The sequence below is a fragment of the Bdellovibrio bacteriovorus genome (genome assembly GCF_048286975.1).
GTDB classification, from domain to species: Bacteria; Bdellovibrionota; Bdellovibrionia; order Bdellovibrionales; family Bdellovibrionaceae; genus Bdellovibrio; species Bdellovibrio bacteriovorus_H.
This window is the reverse complement of sequence record NZ_JBLVRT010000001.1, coordinates 1015216-1039698: the sequence shown is the minus strand read 5'-3', so window position 1 is coordinate 1039698 and position 24483 is coordinate 1015216. Positions and strand designations below refer to the sequence as shown.

Below are 24483 nucleotides of genomic sequence, written 5' to 3'. Positions count from 1 at the left end.
GGTTACTGTAAAACCTTTACTGAAACTTTACCGATCGAAATCGCTTTGCCCGTCTGATCCACAATCGGGAACACCGTGGAAAGATACTTTTCTTCAGTCCCATTTGTCACTAACACTTCGTCATAGGTGACCGGGATCTGCGATCTTAGAACTTCCTGCTCTTTTTCAGAAGGAGCCGAGTGGAATGGAGATTTTAACAGTCGGATGTTTTTTCCCAAAAGGGATTCGCGGGTAAAACCCACCATCCCGGCAAAGGCGTCATTGCAATTGGTGATAGTGCCTTCGGTGTCTTTCACAATCAGCAGGAACGGAGCCGAATCCAGGATCTGCTGCATACGGGTTCTGAAATTTCTTTCATCGGTCACATCGCGGGCCGAAGCAAAACGAACACCCAGTTCGTCGTCGGCGGCGGCACTCCAGCTCAGGGTGCGATAAGAGCCCTCGGCCGTGCGATAGCGATTCACAAAGTCCACGGAACGCAGGCCCAAACTTAAGGCCTTGATGTTTTCGCGGGTGGATACGCGGTCATCTGGATGAATGAATTCAAAAAACGGAGTGCTGAGCAAAGTCTCTTCACTGTATCCCAGAGTATTCACCAGGGACTTGCTGACTTTCTTCAGACGCCCGTCTTTCCCCGCCACCGCCATCAGGTCATTGGAAATGGTAAAGAATCTATCTAGGGTGATTTGTGAATCTTCCGTTTCGGACAAGCGCTGCGCCATTTTGTCGTAGTCACGACGGGCCTTCTCCAACTCCAGACCGGAAGAATGGCAGGTTGCAATGCCGAAGCAGGCGATGGCTGGAATCAGAATAATAAAAGCAATAATTTGCGTGGTGGTGATGGCCGGCAGAAGGATCGCTGCGGCCACAAACAGGGCTGAAAGCAGCAAAATGGAAATCAGGCAGATCAAAGTGATCTTGTTCTGGACATGCCATGAGCTAAAATACTCAATTGTCTTTTTCTTGTCGTTCAACGCCAAAACCACGTCCCTCTAGCAGTGCATGGGATCATATCCAACCGGATTGGATCATTCAAGTAATCTGCGAACGGGGCCAATTTTAGTGTTCGCCGTCCGCCGCACGCATTTTTCTTAAAACCATCATAATGGTCTCGCCGTCCACCCCGGCGCGTCTCATCAGGGCTCGGGCCTGGTCAAAGTCGTCGGAATCCAGTGCCTCAAAGAACTCGTCAATCTTATTGATCTCTGCAATTTTCTCAAGAACCAAAGTCCCCTCAAAATCACTTTCATCCATATAGACCTCCTGCAAAAATAGTTTAGTCACGGCGCTCTCAACTGTAAATAAGCTTGTGTCCAGAGAAACTTAAGAAGTGAGATTTTCAGCCTAATCCTGTAAGGTGGGCCCATGTACAGGTTACGTGACTATCAACAGCAGGCGGTTACAAATACGATCCGGTATTTCCAGAAGAAACGGGAACCGGCTGTCATTGTGCTGCCAACAGGTGCGGGAAAAAGTTTGGTTATCGCCGAATTGGCCCGCATCGCCCGTGGCCGGATCCTGGTACTGGCACACGTCAAAGAGCTGGTTGAACAAAACCATGACAAGTACAGAAGCTATGGCCTGGAAGCCGGCATCTTTTCTGCCAGCCTGGGAAAGAAAGATCACGATCAGAAGGCCATCTTTGGAAGCGTACAGTCCGTGGCCCGCGCCCCGGATGAATTCTTCAATAACTTCTCTTTACTGATCATCGATGAATGCCATCGTGTCGCCGAAGAGGGCGCAACACAATATCAAGAAGTCGTTAAAAAGCTGCAGGATCGCAACCCCACTTTGTGTGTCTTGGGCCTGACGGCCACGCCTTACCGCATGGGCTTAGGCTGGATTTATGAATACAATCAAGGTGGCGAGCTTAAAACCGAGCAAAATCGATTCTTCAAACAGTGCGTGTACGAACTGCCACTGTCCTACATGATCCGCCACGGCTATCTGACCATCCCGGTGAAGGTGGATATTCCCGTCACATGTTATGACTTTTCAGACCTGCTGGGAAAAGACCGCGCCTTCACCACCGCCGAGGTTGAAGAAGTTCTTAAGAATCAAAAGCGCCTGACCCCTTTGATTATCAATAACATCATCGACATCACGGAAAAGTACGACCGTCAGGGTGTGATGATTTTTGCCAGCACCATTAAACATGCTGAAGAAATCATGACCTATCTGCCGGCGGATCAGGCCCGCGTCGTCTTTGGTGACACAGACATCAAAGAGCGTGCGCAGATCATCCACGACTTTAAACAGAAAAAATTCAAGTACCTGGTGAACGTGTCCGTCCTGACCACCGGATTTGATGCGCCTCACGTCGATGTTATTGCGATCTTGCGCCCCACGGAATCCAACAGTCTGTATCAGCAGATTGTGGGTCGCGGACTTCGTTTATCTGAAGACAAAAAAGACTGTTACGTTCTGGATTACACCGGGGTCGGTCACGACATCTATGCCCCGGAGATCAGCGACAAGCGTCCGGCCAAGGACACTGTCCCGGTCAAAGTGGCCTGCCCCAAGTGTGCCTTTGAAAATGATTTCTGGGGTTATGCCGATGATGACGGCGTGGTCTTTGAACATTTCGGCAGAAAATGCAAAGGGGCTTCTCAAGACCCGAACACCTTGGAAATCAAGCCCTGCGGATTCCGATTCAGATTTAAACTTTGCCACAACTGTTCCTGTGAAAACGACATCACGGCCAAGGCTTGTGAAAAGTGCGATGCCGTCTTAATTGATGCTGAAGCCAAACTGAAGCAGGCAAAGCTTTCCAAGAACGCCCATGTGATGACTCCGGACCGGATTTCATTTGAAGAGCGCAAGGACAAGAATTCAAATCCTTACCTTGAAATCCGTTATTACGATCTGGAATCGAATTACCTCAGCGAAGTCCACTTCTTCAACAACACAACAGCTGTGAAGAAGTTCAATATCAACTTCTTAAGATCCCACCTCAGACTGCCGGAACTGGCCGTGGATCTGACAAGTCCTCAGGAAGTCATCCGATTCCAGAAGCTTTTCCGCTCCCCGATCTTTGTCATCGCCAGAAAACAGGACAAGTTCTGGCGCGTGACTGAAAAAGTCTTTGCTGAAGAGCTTGCACCTTAAAGAATAGATAGCGCTGATCGGTTTCTCGGGGTTAAATCAAGGCATGAAAAAACTTGGTCTTGCTGAGCTATTGGCTCCCGTCACGCTTCCTGAATTCTTTAACTCCCACTGGCCCGTGGAACCTTTGTTTATTCCGGCAACGCCGGGGAAACTGCAGGACATATTTGCCTTAGAGCAAATGCAAGACCTTAAAAATCTGATCTCGGCCCGCCAGCGCAAGGTTCGTGCCTGTCTGCCTGATTTTGACGATGAATACAGTTCGATCCATCTTGAACCTGGTGATGCACTTAAAGCCTATCGTAACAACATGACCCTGGTTTTTGATTCCATGCAAAGTCAGGATTCAACAATTGCCGACATGCTGGGGAACGTCCGCGCGGACTTGGGGTTGGTAACTGGTGGAGCTGAAAACGATCTGTGCAAAGCGCGTTCGATTGCCTATGCCACACCGGCTGGTTGCGGCACCCGTCTGCACTTTGATGCCAATGCAAACTTCATCATTCAGATCAAAGGCACCAAGACCTGGAGACTTGCACCGAATGAGTCCGTGGAGTTTCCTACGGAGCGCTTTACTACCGGCTCGGAAGAAATGCCGGCAGCTCTTGAGAAGCAGTGTCATGCTCACCTGATCGATGCTCTTGATGAAGACAGCATGAAAGTCGTGATGAAGCCGGGCTGTGTTTTGTTTGTTCCCCGCGGTTATTGGCATGAAACAACCACCGAGGAAGAATCCCTTTCACTGAACTTTACATTCAGCCAACCGACGTGGGCGGATGTGTTCACCAAGTCATTGCAAGAGGTCCTTTTAAGATCACCGGAATGGCGTGAACTGGCCGACGGCCTTGAAGGCACTGATCAAGAACGAAAAGAAGCCGCTATCACACGTTTTGAATTCTTGCTAAAAAGCCTGGCAACAGAGCTGCCAGAAATTTCCGGCAGGCTTCTGCTTCAGGAAGGTGGCTTGATCTAACGAAGCCACTTGTCTCCGAATTTTGCCATGGAATCAAAAACCGCAGAAAGGCCTTTGCCTTTTTCAGTCAGAGAGTATTCCACCCGTGGCGGGACTTCGGCGTAGACTTTTCTTGAAACCAACCCCTGATCTTCAAGCTCCGTCAGGCGCTCGGTCAGGGTTTTGGGGCTGATGGATCCCAGGGACCGGCGAAGCTCATTGAACCGGACGACTTTATTAGCCAGTAAGTCTCTAAAGATGAGAATAGTCCACTTTCCGTCCAGAATCATCGCCGTCTTATAAACCGGGCAGGCTTCCAATGATTTACTTTTTGCCATTAGTTCACTCCAGGAAACTAGTTTCCAAAATACCCCTACTTTACTAAAGATACCACCTGCCCCAGAATACCATAAGGAGCGATTCTATGAATTCAAATCTATCCGAAATTCAAGTTAGGCCCTATTCCCAGTTGCCGGAAATGAACCTGGGCTGGCTGTCTTTGAAAGATCATTTTATCGCCACTGTCGGCCCGTATTCTGGTCGTGGCGAACAACTGAAGAATCTGCTGGTTTTGGCGGATGCGAAAATCCAACCCAAATCCCGCTTTCCCGATCATCCCCACAATGACATGGAAATCCTGACCTGGGTGGTTCATGGCAAGCTTCAACATTTGGATGACAAAGGAACGAATCAGGAAGTTCCGGCAGAGCATCTGCAACTGATGAGTGCCCGTGACGGGATCTTTCATGCGGAAGGGAATCTTAGCGATCAACCTTTGCGTCTGCTGCAGATCTGGATCCATCCGAATGCCAAATCGGGAACGCCGGTGGTGCAGCAAGCAGGCCTTACCCAGAAAGGCTTCAACCTGTTGGCGGGGCCTAGTGCTGCCCCACTGAATATCCGACAGGATGTGTGGTTGTATGCTGCAAAGATTGAAGGGGACGAACAGGTCTTTGATATTCCAGAAGACAAGTTCGCCTATGCGGTTTCTATTGGGGATCTTTCCTGGAATGGAAAAGAGATTAAAGACGGTGATGGGATTCTTGCCCAAAGTGGAAAGCTTGTTATCAAAGGCACCGGACAAGCCATCGTGATATTACAGAAGAAGTAGTTTGCCTTTCGGCGCCTACTTCTTTCTTACGAATTTAAGCCTGCGGAAAAGCAGCATACGATTGTTAGCCGGCATTTCGAAGTCTTTCACGAACTCAAAACCATTCTTAAACATCGCCGCCAGCACATCTTCAAAATTGCGAATGCCACTTTGCGGATCTCTTTCACGCAAGGACTTGTCGAACTCTTCATTGCTTGGGGTTGTGAACTTACCGTTATAGTTGAACGGCCCGTAGATCAAAACCTTCCCGCCTTCTTCCAAGCGGCCTGCGATCAATTTGATAAAAGTCTTACACTCTTTCCAGGACATGATGTGGAAAGTATTGATCGTCAGAATCACATCGAAAGTGCGAATCGGGAAATCATCCTCCCCGACAACCATACGGAAGGGGGTTTTGATATTTGGAATCCCGCTTTGTTGGATACGCTCACGAAGCATCGGCAGGTTTTCTGCCACTTCGGTCGGGGTCCAATCCATCTTTGGGAAGAAGGGAGCCAAATAAACCGCGTGTTGTCCCGTACCCGCGCCCACCTCGAGCAGATTATGGTCTTCGTGACGAATGACTTTCTTAAGAACTTCCAGGATGGGTTCTTTGTTACGATCGGCAGCGGCGGAGAATGGTAGTTCCATGGGTCTTCCTTTGGAGGCACATAAACCTATTATCATTCAATACAACTATCAATAGATTTAACCTTTAACCCAGAAATATAGAGAAAATCTTCCTCGCTTTATAATAACACATTTGTGCACACTCAATAAGCTAGGGCGCCGCTAGTACCGACTTCTGCAATGTCAGGTATGGCCATATTTTTCGAAAAGAATATGACTTCTCTGCCCGATTGATTACCAGCAGCGCTATAATTTAAGGTAAATTCAAATCTTTCGTATGCCTTATACAACCTTCTCAACACATCGTGATTGTCATATGAAATAACCCATTTTAGATCATCGGAACCCCTAAGATATTCTGCCATATTTACATGATCATCCTGATCGAAATACTTTCTATAGAGAGAAGGCCCCTTTTCGAAATATGGCGGATCCAAATAAACTAATGACTTTTTTGAAAGAACCGGTTTTATTTCATTCAAAAATTCGCAAGCGTCCAGATTCCGAACAAGTATTCTATCAGCAAAGTCACCGATTCTCTCAATCCTTCGAATCAACTCTGCCTTATTAAAGCGGCTATCGATCTTCCACGGGCCATCTTGTTTTAGACTACCAATCACACCACCATTCATGATACCCGAACGATTTGTGCGATTTAAAAAGAAGGTAGAAAATCCTAGATCAAGCAAATTAGAATCATAACGATTCTTTTGAATTTCTTTTTGTTCACGCCAGTTTCCAAGGTCAACAGTAACTTTATCTATTTTTCGACAAAATTCCTCTGGGTGCTTTAGTATAGAGTTCCAAAAAGCATAGATAGATATATCAATGTCGTTCAAGTACAGTTTTCTTATATACGCGTTTGCCAACAAATAGAGTCCGACGGATGCGCCCCCTGCAAAAGGCTCAATGAAGTCCGCATCGCCAAGCCGATTTGTCTCGACAACGAGACCCATATACTTCGATAGCTTAGCCTTACCACCCGGATATCTTAAAGGGGAAAAAAACTCCATTACACTTGGTTCCAAATTGCTTCAATAAATAATTGAATGTTGTCCCAGTTAATTTTGAGTTCTGTCGACACAGGATTAAAAGACTTGTTATGCACGTATGCATTGAAGGTATTAGCTGACAGCATGTGATGAATATTACCGCTACTAGCACGAATCCCTTTCAGCTCCTGTTTATGAATGATCCCATTCTGCTCAAGATGATCCGCCACACCGTTTATCTTCATTTGCAACTTTGAATCGCTGTTTAACTTTGGCAACTTCTTTCGTTCAATATAGGTATCCACACTCAACTCAACAAAAACACGCAGAAGCACAGCAGCTGCATTTACATACTCATCACAATCAATACTCTTCAGTTCTTGATATACTTTATTGATGCGCTTTTCTGAAATCTTAAGAATGCAATCCTTAGGAATCAGCGATGATCTAGATGTGGAAAGTGGATTTGACTTCTTGGGATTGATTCTCGCTGTGGCATTGGGCGCGGAGTTCTTAGGTGATGCAACCACCTCCCACTTTGAAGGAGCTTTCTTCCCCTTAGATGGCAGGTCACTTTTCCCAAAAGTCTCAATGTACTTTTCACGATCTTTCTTCGTGTAAATATCTTTAACTTTAATGGATTTGGAAACTAAATCGTTAACAACTTTTGTTAAGCCTTTTACAACCTCCGATTCTTCGAAGTCCGTAATTACCTTTCCATCCTCGATCGCAATACCAAGAATAGACTGCATATTTCTATCTTTAATAATTCTCTCAAGATTAGTTGCAGGAACCTTTCCCAGCTTAGACTTAACGTCGGGAGATACATACGAACTCTTTTTTAGGAAGTCGATAACTTGAAGCGCTTCCGCGGTATTTCCGCCTACACTTTCCTCAAATCTAGCCTGCTGCTGTGTGTTCCAACGAACTGTACCAACCCCATCGTTCTCGCCCGTATGTTTTAACTTAATCCACTTATTTGCATCATCTGGGTCATCAAATACAATACAACTTACCGATTTTATTTTCTTATATTCACCGGAAAGCTCTTTAAACTTCTTGAGCAGTGTCTTGTCGAAAGAAGCAAATTCAGGATTGTCTAATAATTTAAGTGCGGTAATTCTGCGATTACCTTCTAAGACAACAAATATTCCTTTTGCGGTCACGACCGGAGAAACAATTGTGGACTCTGACGGGTTAAGTCCGAATTTTATAATGTCTTCTGCAAGATTTATAATTTTATCTGACTGCTCATTCAGCATCGTTCTGATGGCCTCTCTCTGATCTCCGGCCATTTCAAATCGCGGATTCTGGGTATTCAATTCAAGGCTGGACAACTGTAAATCTTGCCGATTCCATTCGGACATGTGCTACTCCATTAAACAATTTATGTTTGTTTATTTAAGATGCTATCGTTCATTGGTGTCCAGCAGAATTTTAATTTTTTCCAGGAGGTCTAGCTTTACTATCTCTAATTATAAATCAACTCCAAGTTTCATATCCTATATCAGGTTTTCAATCCATTCCGAGTCAATAAACAATTTGACGGTCGTCGCTCGATCTCGGAATCGATATGTCACTGAAAGTGTCGACATTAATTTTTGCTTTAGATCTAGCAAGGCAACTGGCGCAGGATTAATCGCAATAATTTTCTTTAACTCCTTAGGAATATAGAAAGAAAATATTGCCGAACTCCCATTGATTTTGAGCGACCAACTCCCCTCGACATTCTCAAAGTGGATGCGATAGCTACTTCCACTATTAAGTTCATCGATCAGGGAGCGATCTCCCTCATACTTCAGAAGAACGGGAATTTTGTTATTAAAGACTCCGAGAACTACTTTCCCTTTTTGTTTTGAGATATCAGCTTTAACCTTACTCACTAATATATCAATTTGATGTTTTTCGATTTTCGCTTTATCCCTCATAAGATTCCTCGGAAGGTCTCTCGAAGAGATTTTATATCTATATCAATATCTGTATTCCAATTGATTTTAAAACCATTAGCACTGAGTGGCTCAACAATTACCGCATCAACATAAAGATCAATAACATCAATAAAAATGCTCTCATAGATATCAGCGCTTAAATCAAGCAGGTAGATGTCTTGTGCATATGCGTAGTTCTGCGCATTTGAGGTAAAACCACTGGATGATATTACCGCGTATTGATAATGATATCTGTATGTGGACTGAACACCAGGACGAAAGTATTCTTCCACATCCTTCTTTACTCCGACTGCATTTCGAATCACATCTATTCCAACTGACTTACCCTCACTATATTTAGCTTCACAAAGTAGTCGGAGAGGATTAGAGAATGGGGGCGGAAAAACATAGTCCGCTATGGCATCAATTTGATGTCTCTCTCCGCGACCCAGAACACATATTCCATTAGGGGCATTCTCGAGATATGGATCAAGGCGGTTAATATTTGGAACCGCTGGGACAGTCATATAGCAAGACTCCTCTAGGAGATACAGAATAGCTTCTTCAAGTAGAGCCGCTTTAATGTTGGAGATTCGAGCCAAACTTATCCTCTTTAACTTGTGCAAATAGGTGAACGTACAACTACCCGAAGAAATTCTCTCTCAACCCGGCTTTGCAATCTATTATTTGTTTATACTCTAGACCTAAGGATAAATTCCTAGCTAAATACCCCCAAAACGGGAGCATCTTTGATTTTTAAATTGGTGGAGTCCCTCTCACCTAAGAAGAACAATGCATCCTCATTGAATTTACGTTTGCATTCAAGTATTTGCACGCTGCCTCTCTTCAGAAACAAGGCGTTCCTCACGCAGAAATATCACGTCGAAAAGCTGTCTGCGCGCCAAATCGCCGTCCTCATTGGCTGCTCCCATTCCACGATAAATGACGCTCTGGAGAACTTCGGACTCACGAAGCAAACGCACAAAGGCGGATGGGTTCCTTACGGAACAAAGCTGCTGAAAACCGGAAGAGTGTCGCACGTTCGACAACAGAAGGTTATCGAATGGATGCTGAAGAAGAAGAGGTCAGGCTGGAGCAGCGCCAAGATCGCGGCTTCGCTCAATGAACATAAAGTGCCGAGTCCTGCTGGAACAGGTACTTGGTACCCGGCTTCCGTTGGAAAGATCATTAAGCAAAGTAGCGGCCTGTAGCCGTCCCTTAAGAAGTGCCGGCGGACTAAAACGTCTCAAAAATAGAGGCTCGAAGGCTAGTAATTTCGATGGCCTACCCCATTCCCATACAAATGGACCCAGTAGACTTGACTAACGATCTATCTCGGATAATAATTATCTGAGATAGAATATTAGAATGATGATCCTAGTAAACCTTAAATCGGAGCTCACACTATGCAACGTCTTGACTACTTCTCACTCGCAATGCCGGCATTTCAACACCTTCTAGCCGTCGATCAGTACTGCAAAAAAAGTTCTGTAGATCCTACGATCCTGCGGTTGGTTCAGATCTACGCGTCACAAATTAACGGCTGCGCGTTTTGCGTCGACATCCATTGTAAGGAAGCTAAAATTGCCGGAGAGCGCGAATTGAGAATTTACCATGTGCCAATCTGGGAAGAGTCGCCACTCTTTACTGATAAAGAAAAAGCGGCTTTCGAGTGGACGAAGGCTGTTACTTTGATCAGCCAGGGACCTGTCTCTGAAGAGTTGTTTCAGAAGATGAAGCAGCATTTCAGCGATCAAGAGATCGTTGATCTGAATATGCAGATTGCTTTCATCAATCTGTTCAACCGATTCGCAGCAACATTCAGATCAGTTCCCGGAGCAAGGGACCAAGTATTGGGATTGGGAAAGGCGAATCTTTCATGATTTTAGGCAATCAAGTGGAGTGGGCACTGCACTGTATGATGATTTTGGGGAGCGCTCCGGATGGTAAGCTCCTCAATTCAAAAGCGCTTGCAGATTTTCACGGCGTGCCGAAGGAATATCTGTCGAAGTGCCTGCAAATGTTGTCACAAGCTGGTCTCGTGAAAACAACTATGGGTCCATACGGGGGGTATTGTCTCGCGAAGCCTCCCAACAAAATTTCTTTTCTCGATATTGTCGAGGCCGTTGAAGGAAAAACTAAGACCTTCAAATGCAATGAGATTCGCCGAAACAATCCATGCCTTGCCAAATCGGATCGAAAGTTTTCAAAACTCTGCGGAATTGCGGCAGTCATGCATGAAGCAGATGAGGCCTGGAGAAAGTCACTTCGTGAAAGAAAGCTATCTGATATTACTGACTTTCTCGAAGATGGCGCGAGCAAAGAGACGCTCAGTAACTTTAAAGAATGGATAGATAATAATTAGAGCTTCGCACTCTTGAGGACGTAGTTCGTCTTAGATAAATCCAAAAATGGTGGAGGCGGGGGGAATTGAACCCCCGTCCGCAAATGATCCACGATAAGGCGCTACATACTTAGTCAGTGTTTTAGATTGGTCCTCGGGCTTCCACAGACAAAATCCCTAAGACCTCTCCCCCAGTAAATTTAAGCATGTCTGCTGGAGAAAACCCAACACGCCGAGGTCCCTAAATGACGATCAATCCAAGTGCGGAACCACCACAAGGTTGATCGTGCTGCTTAATTAAGCTGCAAGTGCGTAATCGTTGCCAATTACAAAGTGGACGTTTTTAACGAGGTCCTCATCCGCCCCGGTATGCTCCTTATGCTTCAGCACCCACGTCGAAGCCAGTACGCCCCCATAGTGTGTGAACACATCGTCTTCATTGTCCCTTAGTTTCGGGCAAATGAAAACCGGTTATCCTTCCCATTTGCACCCCTGTTTTCAACGATTAAATTTTTCGTGACGCAGGACTTTTGTCTTGCTTGGGTGGTGTCATCCTAACCAGATCCTAACGTTAGCAAGGGACAATTTACGCCAAACGGTTGAGATATCCACCATTTATGGGGCTATTCCACAGAGTTATCCACATTGTTGGCTGAAAAATGGGGCAAAACTGACACCAAAATTTAAGAATCTTAAATTTATCCGAGGGGCTGTCACGTTCAATGACAGCCCTTAGATTGTGCAGAATTAACGGAAAAGGTCGGCAGCGGACGCTGCAGTTGCGGCAAGTGAACTTACATTGGAGCGTTCATTCTTCTGTTCTTTAGCGCTGACAGGGGCAGATACAGGACTCACAGGCGGAACCACCGGAGCAGCCTCAGCCATCATAACTGGAGCCTCTACAGGGGTCGTCTCCACGATCGGAGTTTCAACCTGGATGTCCAAAGCCGACTTCATCGCTGGTGCTTTCACCGCAGATTCAACCGCGTTGGTCACCGGGAACAATTGGATGTTCAACTGGTAAACTCTTTCGCCCTTGTCCTTCATGCGCGCGATTGAGTTGTCCTTGTGCAGGGCTTTTCTCATCTGGCGCAGTTTGAATTTGATCTCTTCAAATTCAGACTTGGTCAAAGAAAGAGTCAACGTACCGAACTCACGCTCGGTCGGCTGATCCTGGTACAGGGATTCAAGGCCCAGGTACATCAGTTGGGATTGCAGCTTGCGAACCAAAGCCACCGGGATTTCTTCCGGGGAATCAGTCAGGCTGCGGGCTTTTTTCAGTTCACCGGTCACTTCGTCACGACGAAGATCGCCCGAAGTGATCAAAGTGGTCAGCGCATTGTCGATTTCATCTTCAGAAGCCTTGCCACGCAGAAGCTTTTTCAGCGTCGCTGTATCGAAAGACACACCGTCTTGATCGATCATTGCGTAAATGATCCACGCCACCCAGTTCGGAACTTTTTCCCAGGTCTTGCGGTCGATTTCGCCGGATTTCAGTTTCCCCGCCACACGGTGTTCGCTCAATTTCTTGAGGTACATGTTGCGTTCAGCCGGATCCATCGCTTGCGTGAATTGAACCAACAAACGGAATTCTTCGGTCTGATCTTTCATAAAGCCCAGGGCTTTACCGAACTTGCCGATCATGTCGTCGGAAAGATTTCTTTTTCCTTCGATGATCATTTTCAAGTAATTCGGGGATTTGATATTGGCTGCGGCAGAGAACACGGCATACGTGTATGCACGCAAAGAGCCTTTGGAAGCCTTACGTTTAAACAGATAGAAGTCCGCCAAGAACTGGCGATAGTTCATGTAATCAGATAATACGGGCGGAACGAGCGAACCCATTGAAATTTCTTTGCCTTTGCTAAACTCTGGCTGGCGGTTTTGCATAGAAATGGTTCTCCTTTGCACTCAAACTAGTTCACCTGATTTGAACCCTCAAAACAAGCGGATTTGGCGCAAAGATCCTTAACTTATTGCAAGGCATAAAAAAAGGGACCCCGATTGGAGCCCCTTTTCTTAGTCTAAGTTTTAAAACGTTCAGCAATTAGCGACGGGACAACTTCAAAGTCACCCCGCGAACATCCAAGTCCCCGCGAGTGTAAAGCACGATGCTGGAAGCCGTCTGACCGATCACAGCATTTTGCGGGTACACAGTCTGGCGACGACCGTAACGATCTACTTGGATGGTTTGACCCTGGTTGAAGCCGTTGATCAGAAGATCCATCAACGCCACATTGTATACCGCATTCGCATCGATTTCGATCGCCTGGATTCTGTAACCACGGTAGCGGTTCATATCCAGGTACATGCCCAGATCCAAACGGTCATTCCCGTACAAACGACGGTTCACATACAACGGCACGTCGATTGTGCGCTCAGGACGACCTGGAGGATTGTATGAATCCTGCTCACGCAAGTTTACAGTGACGGATTCAAGCTGGGCATTGCCACGGATTTCTAGTTGCAAAGTGCGGATGTCTTCACCCAAAACCGCACGATACTGCGGGCGAAGCAAAACAGACCCTTGAGGAGAATAAACACTTTCCTCACGACGGCCATCAGTCAGCAAAATGACTTCCGTGTTGTAACCGCTGCTGCGGAACTCCGCTTCCACGGACTCCACAACATAACCACGATAGTTTTCACCGATCCCCGCCAACTGGCGAAGGTGCAAGGTTTCATTGTTCACACGACGGTTCAAATAGATGACTTTACGTTCCTGACGGCCATAACCCCCGCCATTACCGAAGTCATCACCCGGATAACCCGGCGCTGGGATTGGAGCCGGTCCAAAATCACCGCCCGGTCCGAAATCACCTGGGAAGCCAGGGCCGACATCTGGAATGGGAGCTGGGCCCGGACGAGAACCACCCGGCACGATATAGGCTTCAGCAGCAGCGGCGAATAAAGTAATAGCGGCAAACGAAATTAAAAGGCTGTTTTTTAGAGTCATTATGTCCCCCAAGTGGTTAGAAAGTTCCCCCACCGACCCTTAAAGCAACCTGCGTACCAACCCTTTGGAGGCCAAAATGACCCTGAAAAACGAAAAAAGGGCCACTGACCTTGGAGTATCAGTGACCCTCAACACATTAACCACCCTCGAAAGGGTTCTTTTAGGGACTATTTCAAGTTGTCATCAGTAAGATCAACGATAGGTTTGATCTTACGCATGAACGTGATCGCGAACTGATCTTGAGCATAAGTGGCGCGTTTTCTCATTTTCAAAGCCAAACGAACCTGACCCAAACCGTTGTTGGCGACAAGGCGAGCCTCACCGATCCAGTTAGCATAAGTCAGTTTGGTGTTGCTCAAAGAGATCAAATCCAAAGTGTCTTCCTGATCTTTCGCGATACGGGAAAGAGGAATGTTCACACCCGTACCCGCTTCAGGAGCCAGCAACGGACCGGCGAAAGCCAACAACTCGCTGTTGCCACCTTTCATCATAACTGTGAAACCGGAACGACCGTTTACAACCTCGAAAGAGGACATTTTCACAGACTTCACTTTATCTTGAGTGTTTTCATTCAAGTAAGTGTTTCTCATGAACTCACGCAGAACCAGATACTCTGGGTTGTCAGAGTAGTTGCCTGGAAGCTTGAAGAACAAGTCAGCAGAAGAATTTCTGAACACGATATTGATGATCGCAGAAGTGGGGCTGGAACCGATTTTCAAGCGAGCGAAAGTCGTTTCGCAACCGCCATCCAGGTCCACACATTTCACAGTGCCTTCCAAAGCGCGAGCGCCGGTGGAACGTTCGCCGTTACCAGCGCGCACAGATCTTACTGGTGTTGCAGAACCTTCGCCGGAAGAACCCGCGACGTTGTAGACTTTAACGTCATTACCTTCTTTGATTTTCAAAGTGATGATCACATCACCAGACAAACCATCCACAGACATTTTCGCAGACTGAACAGAAGCCGCCGCTTCGTTGTTCAAACGACGAGTGTCATAGCTGACTTTTTCGTTACGAGCTCTTAGATAGTTCAAAAGCTCATCGGTAGAAGAAGAAGTATAAACCAGACCGTCTTCAGTCACGCCACCGGTCATACGTTTAGTCAGGTTGTCACGATTAAGACTGTTGGGATCTTTCTCGTTATAGTCACCAGGAATCACATTCGTGCCTGGAGCCGGAGCGGGACGAGTGCCCACCACTGGCGGCGGAGTCGTTGGAACCGGAGCCGGTGGAGGTGTCGGATTGGAAGTCTGAGGCGCCTCGGGAGTTTTTGGTGGAGGAGGAGGCGTCGGAGTTGACGGCTGTTTACCCGGAAGTGGTTGAGGCTTAGAGCCCGCATTTGGATCTGCAGGATCAGGAAGACCGCCACCCAATTTATCGTTGGTGTCGCTTGTCTTATTAGAGTCAGTTTGAGTCGCCTCTTTTTTAGGCTCACTGAATACGTCTTTTTTCTTACCACACGCAGTAAGAGACAAAGAAGCCAGCAAAGCGGCCGTAATGATTGTATGCTTGTGAAGCATTGGTAACATGAGAAACCTCCAAGTATTCTTTCTATAAACCAATTCAGAAAGGACCTTTAGCAAGGCTCGGGCCAGATTTCGTCACCCCTCATCAGGCCTTGTATTTCAATACAGATAGGTTTTAGACTGGCTTTTAGAAGGAATTACATGCCTGTACAACAATTCGGCGAGCTTCTGAGCGACCCTAAAAAACTGATTCGACATATTCTTAAAGTCACCCTGATCGCCCTGGCCCTGGCTGGTTTGGCCTTGGTGTTCGTGGATCAACAAGCTTCTTTGTATTTTGCTGAACAAGAAGTCAAAGGCCTGATCCGCGCCCCGGCCCGCATCCTGACGGACATCGCTTTGTCCGAGTACTATTTCGTGGGTTCTTTGCTGGTGTGGATTTTCTGCAAGTGGATCGGCCCGCGTCTCAGCTTCCTGCAAACACATCTGGACCGCGTGGATTACTATCGCCGCTGGGCTTTGAATTTCTTTGTGGCTTTGATCGTGGCTGGCCTGATCACGCACATTATTAAGTTCACAGTGGGCCGTCAGCGTCCACACAAGACACCGGATTTCGATCCCTACGTCTTTGATCATTTTACGACTCACTGGCACTGGCATTCGTTTTCTTCCGGCCATTCGCAGGTGATCTTCACGGTGGCAACCATGCTGAGTGTGGCGTTTCCGCGCTTTAAATGGTTCTGGATTCCGTTTGCGATGCTGATTTGCCTGACCCGTGTGGTGGTGCATGACCACTTTGTCAGCGATATTATCTTTGGTGCGTGTGTGGGTTATGTCGGCACTTTGCTGGCCCTGCAACTGATGCGCAAAAAAACCAGCAACGGCATTTACTAGCTAAGTCTCGGAAAGGAATTCCACCAGATACTGGGATTCCTTCATCGTCTTGACGATGTCCTTATAGTTTTCAACGTACTTTTCGACCAAGCCCCAGAAGTGACTGGAATGGTTCATGTGCTGCAAATGGGCCAGTTCATGCACGATCACATAGTCGATGATCTCTTGGGTAAACACAATCAAACGCCAGTTCAAATTGATCACCTTACGCGAAGAACAACTGCCCCAGCGGGTCTTTTGTTCGCGGAATTTGACTTGTGACGGATGCAGGTTCATTTCTCCGGCCCAGAACTTCACGCGTTCGCTTAAGAAATCCACGGCTTCGCGTTTATAGAAGTGGCGGATTTCTTTGAGGGCGGTCGGATGCTCTTCAATCAGGGAATTGGCACTCCAGTCGTTTCTTGGAATGTGAAGCAGCAGGTGTTCGTCCGTCACCGACACAAAGGTCTTTTTGTGAAGGGTGATGACTACTTTCAGTTTTCGTTCTTTGCCTTTGAACGGGAAGTTTTCATAGGCCTTGATCTTTTTATCCGGGAACTTTTCGGCGATTTCCTGGAACTTTTCAAAGTTCTTTTCAATCCAGTCTTTTTTCGTCATCAGAAAATCAACGATGACCTTCTGAGGCGTGCTTTTCGCCGCAACCACTTTGATCGGTTTGTTGGGATAAAGATAAATGGAAACCGAGCGACGAAAGTTCCGTCGATGCACCTCTACAGGCCATTTTGCGAAGAGAAAAGTTTCTTTGCCGCTCATCAGTCAGAGAATGACTTAAGCCTTAAAAGCTGGCAAGATCTGATAATGGATAAAAGCTCTTCTTTTTACAGTCTGGACCCCGAAAAAGTGCTGCTGGCAGCCGAACACGCGGGCTTTTATCCTACCGGCGAATTCACGCAGCTGAATTCCTATGAAAACCGCGTTTTTGATATCAAGCTGGAACAGCCTTGTGCGCCGGACGCTCAAAGCAACAACGTCATCGCCAAGTTCTATCGCCCCCAGCGCTGGAGCAAAGAAGCCATCCTGGAAGAGCATGAATTTCTTCTTTCATTGAAAGCTGAAGGCATCCCCGCAGTAGCGCCCCTTTTACAAGGTCATGATTCGACTTTGCAGGAAGTCGACGGCATGTACGTCGCCTTTTTCCCGAAAGTTCTGGGCCGTATGCCGCAGGAATTTTTATCCGGAGAACTGCATAAGGTCGGCCGCCTGATGGCGCAGGTTCATAACGTCGGCGCCAGAAAGCCTGCTCCGCACCGTCCGGTGCTGGATACAAGCTACTATGGCGGCTGGGAAACTTTGGACCATTTGCAGGACTGGATCACCCCGGAACTGCGCGATCGCTACAACATCGCGGCGGAAGATATTCTGTATGCGATCGATGACAGCTTCGACACGTCTGAATTTATTCGCATTCACGGCGACTGCCACAAGGGGAATCTGCTGAACAACGGCAAAGAATTTTTCCTGGTGGATTTCGATGATTTCGTCAACGGCCCGGTCATTCAGGATTTCTGGATGCTGCTATCCGGGGACGAAGACAGTCTGGATGACGAGCGCATGCAGATCATTCAAGGCTATGAAGAACTGCGCGAATTCCCCGATCACCAATGGTCCTGGATCCCGATGTTGCGAGGTTTGCGGATTGTTTCCTATGCCGGTTGGATCGCGAAACGCTGGACGGACCCAAGTTTTCCGCGTCTGTTCCCGGAATTTAACAAATACACCTATTGGGCGGAAGAAGTTGAAGCCCTGGAAAAGATCGCCTGGAAAATCGGATAAGCTACCGCCTCAGCGTCGACTTCCTAATCGCCAACGTTGAAGTTCATATTCATTTGCGGGCCGGAATTTTGTGATTTCGAATTGTCGGCCTTGCTATTATTTAAGGATTTTAACTTCACATCACTCAGACAGGTTTCATATCCGGCTTCACCTTCCTTGATGGTGCGCCCGGTGATGTCTATACAACTGGAAGAAAAAGTAACCTTGGATTTGGCTTTTTTTGATAGCTCAGCAGGCATCCCTTCCATTTCCATGGTTCCAAAACCTTCGGGCACGGGAACCTTGGTGGTCGTTTCTTCAGAATAGCCTGAACAACTAAACGCCAACATAAAGATAATGACCATGAAATTCCTCATAACTAACCCCCACTTTGCGGGTATTCCATCCAAGAATTCCTCTGAAATCAATAGGAATTCCATCTCATAAAAAAAGCCCTATCTTATTCAGGATAGGGCCTCTTTCATTTGCTCATTGCGCCGACAATCAACGACGGCGCAAAGCTGGATTGATGGAATTTGAAGGCAGGATTTCGCTGGCCTGACGACCATGAAGGGCCTGACCGCCTTTTTTCAGGCTCTTTCTTGGCAGACGCATTTTCGGCTGCTGAGTCATGGCTCTTGAGAACTGCTCTTCTGATTTGGGTGCAAAGCTCAACTCATCTATAGTGGCCTCGCGACGTTGTTTGCCGTTTGTTGATGCCGGTCTTTTTCTAACGCCACTGGCTTTGATGGTTTTGGATGTTCCCGCTTTTTTCGTGCGGATTGATGGTTTGGACTTCATCTTCGCACTCATCGTGCGTTTGGCTTTCGCTGAACGAGTTAGTGAAGAAGACTTGGCTTTTTTGGCTGAAACCGATTTACGGGCACTGATTCGTTTACTTGCCGTCTTTCTGGTTGGTTTAGCGGAAACAGCTTTTCTGACGGGTTTTGCAGAAATGGCGGCTTTAGCTGACTTGCCACGACCTGCGGCGGATTCTTTGGATCTTTTCAGTTGCGAGCGGAATTTTCTAAGACAGGCGTTCAGCTCATTCATGCGATAACGAATCAATCGCGCACTGCCGATCTTTTCGTCCGGTCCTCTCCACGCGTGCTGAAGGCTTTCTTTATCGCTCAGGCGCACGCGATAGCTTTGAATCAGCTTTTGGCAGCGTTCGATGTGTTCATTTAATCTTGTCGGCGAAAGATGATGAAGGGTTTCCGGGAAACTGTCTTTCACAAGTTGGTATTCTGCCCGTGGAAAATTGCGGCGAGCAGTCTGTAGTTCGTCTCTCATAACTGGCTCCTCGGTTAGAGTGATGTTGCTGACTCTAGTTTAGAGAACTCTTCCCGGGTGGCCTTTAAAATCATGTCCTTGCTGTTATAAAACAAGAGCCGCACAAAGCGGCTCTTGAAATTGAAAGTCAGGCTCTTACTGGCCCAAAGTAACGGTATTCAACTCGATCGTTTTTGTTCCTTTGTCCCCTGTGTGCATGACTTTCACCACGCCAAATGGAACATCCCCCATCCACATTGTCATGGTTCCATCATCGTCATCATCATGCTTGCCAAGGCCTACAAAGTCCTCGTCAGACTTCGTAAACTTACAAGTGCTGAAGGTGCCCGCTGGAACGGTCACGTCCTCAAGCATTCCTCCCCTTGCCACGCAATTTGTCTGGACAGTGGTCCACTTTTCCGGAGTCCACATTTTTTTAGCGTACTTCGTTTCCATTTTTTCCCACTTGCCCATTTTGTACCAGGATTTCACCAGCCACTTCATTGTGGTTGGATCCTGCTCAAGAACTTCTTTAGAACCCAACACCTCTGTAGAAGTGCCATCAGTACCAACTACCGTGCCCTTCCATTCCACTTTATCCCCCACCATCGGATACGCCACCGCGTAGTTCGCTGCCAGGAATACTAAGCCCGCAATAATATTTTTTGCTTTCATAAGACCTCCTCGTCTTGGTTTGGTTTGAATTTGGAAGCCTAGGTTGAACTGAAGAAAAAGTTCGGTCGTCCTTTTTCTGGGATAGCTGCAACCTTACACCCACCAAGACCCACAAGGCACAAGATGAAGACAATCTGCTTGTGATTGATCAGTAAAAAAACGAAAAAAGCCAGGTTGTGACGCCTGGCTTTTGTTAATTGAATGATATCTATTTCAACTATTTATGGTTGATGAACCAGTTGGTGATCAGCTCGGGAGCTTCTTCCAGCCATTCGTGACGAGCCCAAGGGCTGACGGACATTTCGGTTTCAACACCCTGATTTTTCAGAGTCTCGTGATACGGATACATCGTGCGCACTGGAACCACCGGATCCAATCGGCCGTGCAGGAAGATTGTTGGTGGATGATTTTCCGGAACCTGCGCCGGAACAAAACACATCGGTCCACCGCAATCAGCATAAGACGCCGAATGAACCGCCAGGGCTTTAAACACCCCTGGGAAGGCCACCGCCATACGGCTGGAATGATATCCACCGCTGGAGATCCCTGTGGCATACAGACGATCCATGTTCAGCTTCCCGAATTCCCCATTCCCCATGGCTACTAATAGCTCTTCCACGAAATAGAAGTCTTCAGAAGTGTCATAATCAATGCCCACGATATTCGTCATCCATGCCACACCTTCAATCGCCGGCGGAGCAATCACCGCAAAGCCGGAATCAAGCAGCGTCTGGATCAGACGAATTTCGTTATAACCCCCAGCAATCATCAGACTGCTGCGGGAAAACTCCACCGGGAAAAGACTGCCCTGATACAGAATGACCGTGGGCCATCCCGCTTTCGGCGTTTTTCCCTTGGGCAGGGAGTATTTCACATGACGAGTCAGGTGCGGACCGGACACCAGCTTTTCCAAGTAAGGGCAGGTCATGCGATCCACAAGTCCCGTGACTTCACAGTTCGATGCCTTTTTTGCCGCTTGAGCCGACATGCTCATCGCCACAACACCAAAGACACCTGCTAAAAGTTTTTTCATCCGGGACTCCTTTGTCCAAACTAAAACCCGAGGCCACTATAAAGGCATCGGCCTTAGTTTGTCCCCTGAATCAGTTGACGGTTTTCCAAGTCTTTTGTCAAAAAGACCCTTTAAACCGCGACTCAGAAGCCCCGAAATACCACTTTGTCGTGGGATAATCCGGTCAGCCGACTAGTGGCAGACCCACTTTGTGCCTTTTCCTGTCAGCTCTGTGCCTTGAACCTGCAAAGTCTTCACAGTCATCGGAACAAAAGACTGCAAAGCCTGTGGCATTTTGTGTTCCAGGATCATCAGGAACTCAAGGCCATTGCCGTTGGCAACATTCAAAACCAACTGGTGATCATTGTAGTTGTTCGCGCCGCCGGTTTTTCCTGGCTCTGCGCTGGAACCTTCGTTCGTGTATTGGACTTCGCTGCCGCAGTTACGGCTTGGACATTTCCCAGCAACCCAAGTTGAAAGATCGTAAGTCACTTTCCCTTGGTCATCGAAAGTTACAGACAATTGCTGCAGGTTGCTGCCAGTGGCCTGGTCCGCTTCTTTCGTGCAGGTGATCTGCTTCGGGAAAGAACACTGATAACTGCTGGCACGATCAAGGAAACAATCCGCCTGCGCCGCTGTGGTGGAAAGAATCAAACCAGAAAGAACCATCAAAGACTTTAATTTCATGACAACCTCCTACGTTGTTGGAGGCGAAATTATTTTCAAACAAAGTATTTGTATAATTCATATATTTCATTTTACTATGATTTTAAATGAGTTTACTGAGCCCTTCCCTTGAAGCTTTCTGGGCCGTCGTCCAAAAGGGCACGGTCCTGGAAGCTGCTAAAATGGTAAATCTCACCCAGACAGGGGTGACCCAACGAATCCGGAGCCTGGAAAAGCAACTGGGTGTAACGCTGTTCACCCGCTCCCGTAAAGGCATGCGTCTGACCCAGGAAGGGGAATCCCTTCTGCGCTATGTCCAGGCGGCCCGCGATCTCGAAGGGGACACCCTGTCTAAAATTTCCGGCAAAAAAGAATCCAGCTTCTTTGAAGTCTGCATCAGTGGCACTTCCACACTGATGCGTTCGCGGATCATCCCCAAAGCCAGCTTGGTGATGAAAAAAAATCCGAAGCTGCGTGTGCGCTTTGATATCACCGACACCGACAGTGTTTTAGGAAAACTAAAAACCGGCTTTGCCCAGATTGGGGCTTTGCCCGCAAATCAAGTGGGTCTGGAACTGGATTCCAAAACGCTCGCGCCGGAACGATATGTTCTGGTGGGACCTTCGGCGTGGAAGAAAAGAACGCTCGATGATATTTTAGCCAACGAGCCCATCATTGATTTTGATCCTCAAGATACGGTGACACTGGATCTGTTAAAGAAGTACAAACTTGCCGGAAAAGCGCAGAAATTGCGTAACTATGCCAACAACATCGATGCGCTGACCTACATGCTGCAACAGGGACTGGGTTATTCCACTCTGACCGAAGAATTCGCGCGGCCTTATGTTAAAGATGGCAGCCTTTGTCTTCTTGCGAGTGATTTGCATCTGGATTATTCCGTAGCGCTTGCATGGTATCCACGCACAGAAATGCCGCCGTATTTCAAACAACTTGTCGAATCTCTGACAAAGAAAACGTAATTCCGCATTTAAGTTCCAACTTGGAACTGACTCTGCTCAATGATTTCAAAAAATTTAGTTTACTTTTTCAGCATCTTCGCGGATATTTGAAATCACTCTATTGAAAGGAGGCCATCAATGAAATTGATGAACATTAATAAATCCAATCACCACGGATCCGCAGTCATCGGGATGGCCTCTGATATCCAATCATAGGTACTCAGATTCAATCCCACGACAATTGAACTGCTATTCTAAGAATTAAAACGCTTTGCTGCGTCTGATTCTCAGATCTTAACCCAAAACAATTTTTTTCAGTCCTACAGGCGCCTTCGCATGGGGCGATTCGTCTGAAGGTCTGAAATTTCAACTCTTGCATCCGCACGGTCAAAACGGCCTTTTGCCACCGCGCTTTGCAAGCATCATTAATCCTGAGGAGGAAGCTATGAACGCTCTAATGCGTAAAAAGAAAGAATGGGAATTCCAAAACGAACGATACTTTATGAGTCTCGTCGAAACCTCAGCTGATGTTTCTGTTGAAAGCGTGAAAAAGGCCGGTCAAGTAACAAGCTTCCTTCTGTACCTCGCGTACAAATCCACAAGGATGATGCTTGCATTGGCGTCTTGGACGATCAATGGACCGAAACTAGTGCGCTATTCAAATCCGGAAAAGTCTTTCGAGACTTTGGAGACAGAAATCAAGCTGTTGGAAACCCGCTTACAAAACCCTTTCAGTCTGCAAAGGTAATCGGTGGAAGGGGGCTTAAATCCCCTTCTTTCCCAATTCGTAAGTTTTTTGCAGGAAGGCCTCAATCTGTGGGGCCTTTCTGTTTTTCACTTCATCAAACTGTGTGACCTTCACCGGTTTCACGCCACAGAATTCCAAAACAGTGGTTTTCATCATATGAATCGCCGGATTCCAGTTCACAAATTTATTCCACCACCACGGTGCATCCGTCGTGATGATCAGTCTGCCGGTGCGGCCTTTTAATAGACGATCCCAGAACGGATTGTTCTTGTGGTATTTAAAAGCAAAACCCGGCAGCAGAACCCGATCCAGGAAGCCTTTTAACAAAGCCGGCACTGTTCCCCACCAGATGGGATAAACGATCACGATGTGCTCAGACCACAGGATGTCTTTTTGAATTTGCACAAGATCTGGCTCTAGCTCCTGAATCTGCAGATAGCCCTTATGCAGGATCGGATCAAACTGCAAACGCGAAAGATGCACAAGCTTCACGTCAAAGCCTGATTCCTTTGCGCCATCAAAATATTTCTGCGCTAAAGATCCGCAAAGAGCCGCCTCATTGGGGTGGCCATTCAGGATCAGAATCTTTTTCATGCAACACCTCCGATATACAAAGCCACAATGAATGCGATCTGCACCAACCCGCGCTGCAAAACCGACAGAGGCTTGGCTCCCCGGAAACGGATGTCATGCTTGGCGGCGTAATAATTGGCCGGGAACACCAGAATCAGAAATACGATCAGGGCTTTGGCGGCAAAAGGGCGTGTGACCGGATCTGCCAGATCCACGGCCCCCAGAATTTCCAGCGCTCCGGTCACATAGACCAAAAGCATCTTAGCCGGAAACACGGGCGGAATCATTTTCACGAACTCATGACGAAGCGGCGTAAAGTGACTGACCCCGGCAAAGAAAAAGACCTGAATCATGATCCACAATGGGACCTCACTCCAGGTGGCCAGCAGTCCGCCAGCTTTGGCAGCCAGTGCTAACAGGGAAAAAACGACCAACATACGATAAAAGGCATTGAGCTTCTTCATGTTTA

General features: G+C 47.2%; 29 protein-coding genes and 1 other RNA gene. 10 read left to right on the top strand and 20 right to left on the bottom strand.

From position 1 onward, the window contains the following. Window positions 1-2 precede the first annotated feature (2 nt). The gene (locus tag ACNQKP_RS05155) at window positions 3-986 is read right to left on the bottom strand and encodes a PAS domain-containing protein (protein ID WP_088563927.1); all 984 of its coding nucleotides are present in this window, start codon (window positions 984-986) and stop codon (window positions 3-5) included. Between the two features lie 73 nt (window positions 987-1059). Continuing rightward, on the bottom strand, window positions 1060-1254 hold the full coding sequence (locus ACNQKP_RS05150; protein WP_226987839.1) for a hypothetical protein: 195 nt from the start codon (window positions 1252-1254) through the stop codon (window positions 1060-1062). A 111-nt stretch (window positions 1255-1365) separates the two neighbouring features. Here ACNQKP_RS05150 and ACNQKP_RS05145 point away from each other — a divergent pair, with 111 nt between their 5' ends. Then, on the top strand, window positions 1366-3108 hold the full coding sequence (locus ACNQKP_RS05145; protein ID WP_417863254.1) for a DEAD/DEAH box helicase family protein: 1743 nt from the start codon (window positions 1366-1368) through the stop codon (window positions 3106-3108). Window positions 3109-3151: 43 nt separating this feature from the next. Then, on the top strand, window positions 3152-4078 hold the full coding sequence (locus ACNQKP_RS05140) for a JmjC domain-containing protein (RefSeq protein WP_417863253.1): 927 nt from the start codon (window positions 3152-3154) through the stop codon (window positions 4076-4078). Here ACNQKP_RS05140 and ACNQKP_RS05135 read toward each other — a convergent pair. Then, entirely contained in the window at window positions 4075-4395 is a 321-nt protein-coding gene (locus ACNQKP_RS05135; protein ID WP_011165997.1) for a winged helix-turn-helix transcriptional regulator, read from the bottom strand. The genes ACNQKP_RS05140 and ACNQKP_RS05135 overlap by 4 nt on opposite strands. Before the next feature lie 86 nt (window positions 4396-4481). Here ACNQKP_RS05135 and ACNQKP_RS05130 point away from each other — a divergent pair, with 86 nt between their 5' ends. Then, entirely contained in the window at window positions 4482-5168 is a 687-nt protein-coding gene (locus tag ACNQKP_RS05130) for a pirin family protein (protein ID WP_417863252.1), read from the top strand. Window positions 5169-5183: 15 nt separating this feature from the next. On the opposite strand, the gene ACNQKP_RS05125 is transcribed toward ACNQKP_RS05130, so the two are convergent. The 5 genes from ACNQKP_RS05125 to ACNQKP_RS05105 all read right to left on the bottom strand — a co-directional run bounded on the left by ACNQKP_RS05125 (window position 5184) and on the right by ACNQKP_RS05105 (window position 9299). Next, a complete protein-coding gene (locus ACNQKP_RS05125; RefSeq protein WP_417863250.1) occupies window positions 5184-5798 on the bottom strand; it encodes a DUF938 domain-containing protein in 615 nt (204 codons plus the stop codon). A gap of 122 nt (window positions 5799-5920) precedes the next feature. Continuing rightward, window positions 5921-6790 (bottom strand): DNA adenine methylase, encoded by an 870-nt coding sequence (locus ACNQKP_RS05120; protein ID WP_417863249.1) that lies wholly within the window; start codon window positions 6788-6790, stop codon window positions 5921-5923. Continuing rightward, on the bottom strand, window positions 6790-8136 hold the full coding sequence (locus ACNQKP_RS05115) for a hypothetical protein (RefSeq protein WP_417863247.1): 1347 nt from the start codon (window positions 8134-8136) through the stop codon (window positions 6790-6792). Before ACNQKP_RS05115 ends, ACNQKP_RS05120 begins: the two co-directional genes overlap by 1 nt. 135 nt (window positions 8137-8271) lie before the next feature. Then, window positions 8272-8697: a hypothetical protein gene (locus ACNQKP_RS05110; protein ID WP_417863245.1), complete on the bottom strand. Its 426-nt coding sequence runs from the start codon at window positions 8695-8697 to the stop codon at window positions 8272-8274. Beyond that, entirely contained in the window at window positions 8694-9299 is a 606-nt protein-coding gene (locus ACNQKP_RS05105; protein WP_417863243.1) for a hypothetical protein, read from the bottom strand. Before ACNQKP_RS05105 ends, ACNQKP_RS05110 begins: the two co-directional genes overlap by 4 nt. A gap of 147 nt (window positions 9300-9446) precedes the next feature. On the opposite strand from ACNQKP_RS05105, the gene ACNQKP_RS05100 reads away from it, so the two are divergent. From ACNQKP_RS05100 to ACNQKP_RS05090, 3 genes are all read left to right on the top strand, one after another. Beyond that, window positions 9447-9908: a recombinase family protein gene (locus tag ACNQKP_RS05100; RefSeq protein ID WP_417863241.1), complete on the top strand. Its 462-nt coding sequence runs from the start codon at window positions 9447-9449 to the stop codon at window positions 9906-9908. A 195-nt stretch (window positions 9909-10103) separates the two neighbouring features. Then, window positions 10104-10580 carry a carboxymuconolactone decarboxylase family protein gene (locus ACNQKP_RS05095; RefSeq protein WP_413292338.1) on the top strand — a complete coding sequence of 159 codons (477 nt, stop codon included), beginning with the start codon at window positions 10104-10106 and terminating at the stop codon, window positions 10578-10580. Beyond that, window positions 10577-11062: an Rrf2 family transcriptional regulator gene (locus tag ACNQKP_RS05090; RefSeq protein ID WP_413292337.1), complete on the top strand. Its 486-nt coding sequence runs from the start codon at window positions 10577-10579 to the stop codon at window positions 11060-11062. Before ACNQKP_RS05095 ends, ACNQKP_RS05090 begins: the two co-directional genes overlap by 4 nt. Before the next feature lie 47 nt (window positions 11063-11109). On the opposite strand, the gene ssrA is transcribed toward ACNQKP_RS05090, so the two are convergent. The 4 genes from ssrA to ACNQKP_RS05070 form a co-directional block, all read right to left on the bottom strand. Continuing rightward, window positions 11110-11455, bottom strand: a transfer-messenger RNA (tmRNA) gene (gene ssrA / locus ACNQKP_RS05085). Between the two features lie 333 nt (window positions 11456-11788). After that, a complete protein-coding gene (locus ACNQKP_RS05080) occupies window positions 11789-12931 on the bottom strand; it encodes a DUF4423 domain-containing protein (protein ID WP_417863239.1) in 1143 nt (380 codons plus the stop codon). 157 nt (window positions 12932-13088) lie between these two features. Further along, window positions 13089-13997, bottom strand: a complete 909-nt coding sequence (locus ACNQKP_RS05075; RefSeq protein ID WP_417863238.1) for a hypothetical protein — start codon at window positions 13995-13997, stop codon at window positions 13089-13091. 167 nt (window positions 13998-14164) lie between these two features. Continuing rightward, the gene (locus ACNQKP_RS05070) at window positions 14165-15526 is read right to left on the bottom strand and encodes a hypothetical protein (protein WP_417863237.1); all 1362 of its coding nucleotides are present in this window, start codon (window positions 15524-15526) and stop codon (window positions 14165-14167) included. A 138-nt stretch (window positions 15527-15664) separates the two neighbouring features. On the opposite strand from ACNQKP_RS05070, the gene ACNQKP_RS05065 reads away from it, so the two are divergent. Continuing rightward, a complete protein-coding gene (locus ACNQKP_RS05065) occupies window positions 15665-16357 on the top strand; it encodes a phosphatase PAP2 family protein (protein ID WP_417863236.1) in 693 nt (230 codons plus the stop codon). On the opposite strand, the gene ACNQKP_RS05060 is transcribed toward ACNQKP_RS05065, so the two are convergent. Then, window positions 16358-17110, bottom strand: a complete 753-nt coding sequence (locus ACNQKP_RS05060; protein ID WP_417863234.1) for a M48 family metallopeptidase — start codon at window positions 17108-17110, stop codon at window positions 16358-16360. A 45-nt stretch (window positions 17111-17155) separates the two neighbouring features. Between ACNQKP_RS05060 and ACNQKP_RS05055 the strand changes: the two genes are divergently transcribed. After that, window positions 17156-18130, top strand: coding sequence for a serine/threonine protein kinase (locus ACNQKP_RS05055; protein ID WP_417863232.1), 975 nt, complete (start codon window positions 17156-17158; stop codon window positions 18128-18130). 23 nt (window positions 18131-18153) lie between these two features. Here the strand turns inward: ACNQKP_RS05055 and ACNQKP_RS05050 are convergent, their stop codons facing one another. The 5 genes from ACNQKP_RS05050 to ACNQKP_RS05030 form a co-directional block, all read right to left on the bottom strand. Next, window positions 18154-18549, bottom strand: coding sequence for a hypothetical protein (locus tag ACNQKP_RS05050; protein WP_417863230.1), 396 nt, complete (start codon window positions 18547-18549; stop codon window positions 18154-18156). Between the two features lie 64 nt (window positions 18550-18613). Next, a complete protein-coding gene (locus ACNQKP_RS05045) occupies window positions 18614-19402 on the bottom strand; it encodes a hypothetical protein (protein WP_417863229.1) in 789 nt (262 codons plus the stop codon). Window positions 19403-19537: 135 nt separating this feature from the next. Further along, the gene (locus ACNQKP_RS05040; RefSeq protein ID WP_417863227.1) at window positions 19538-20056 is read right to left on the bottom strand and encodes a hypothetical protein; all 519 of its coding nucleotides are present in this window, start codon (window positions 20054-20056) and stop codon (window positions 19538-19540) included. Between the two features lie 217 nt (window positions 20057-20273). Beyond that, on the bottom strand, window positions 20274-21089 hold the full coding sequence (locus ACNQKP_RS05035; protein WP_417863226.1) for a dipeptidyl aminopeptidase: 816 nt from the start codon (window positions 21087-21089) through the stop codon (window positions 20274-20276). A gap of 171 nt (window positions 21090-21260) precedes the next feature. Further along, window positions 21261-21755 (bottom strand): hypothetical protein, encoded by a 495-nt coding sequence (locus tag ACNQKP_RS05030; protein WP_417863225.1) that lies wholly within the window; start codon window positions 21753-21755, stop codon window positions 21261-21263. A gap of 86 nt (window positions 21756-21841) precedes the next feature. Between ACNQKP_RS05030 and ACNQKP_RS05025 the strand changes: the two genes are divergently transcribed. After that, entirely contained in the window at window positions 21842-22714 is an 873-nt protein-coding gene (locus ACNQKP_RS05025) for a LysR family transcriptional regulator (RefSeq protein ID WP_417863223.1), read from the top strand. A 424-nt stretch (window positions 22715-23138) separates the two neighbouring features. Beyond that, complete coding sequence (locus tag ACNQKP_RS05020) at window positions 23139-23441, top strand: hypothetical protein (RefSeq protein ID WP_038450245.1); 303 nt, start codon at window positions 23139-23141, stop codon at window positions 23439-23441. A 15-nt stretch (window positions 23442-23456) separates the two neighbouring features. Here the strand turns inward: ACNQKP_RS05020 and ACNQKP_RS05015 are convergent, their stop codons facing one another. Together ACNQKP_RS05015 and ACNQKP_RS05010 are read right to left on the bottom strand one after the other, a co-directional pair. Beyond that, complete coding sequence (locus ACNQKP_RS05015; protein ID WP_038450247.1) at window positions 23457-24035, bottom strand: NAD(P)H-dependent oxidoreductase; 579 nt, start codon at window positions 24033-24035, stop codon at window positions 23457-23459. Further along, complete coding sequence (locus ACNQKP_RS05010; protein ID WP_417863221.1) at window positions 24032-24478, bottom strand: hypothetical protein; 447 nt, start codon at window positions 24476-24478, stop codon at window positions 24032-24034. The genes ACNQKP_RS05015 and ACNQKP_RS05010 overlap by 4 nt, the downstream gene beginning before the upstream one ends. Window positions 24479-24483: the final 5 nt, after the last annotated feature.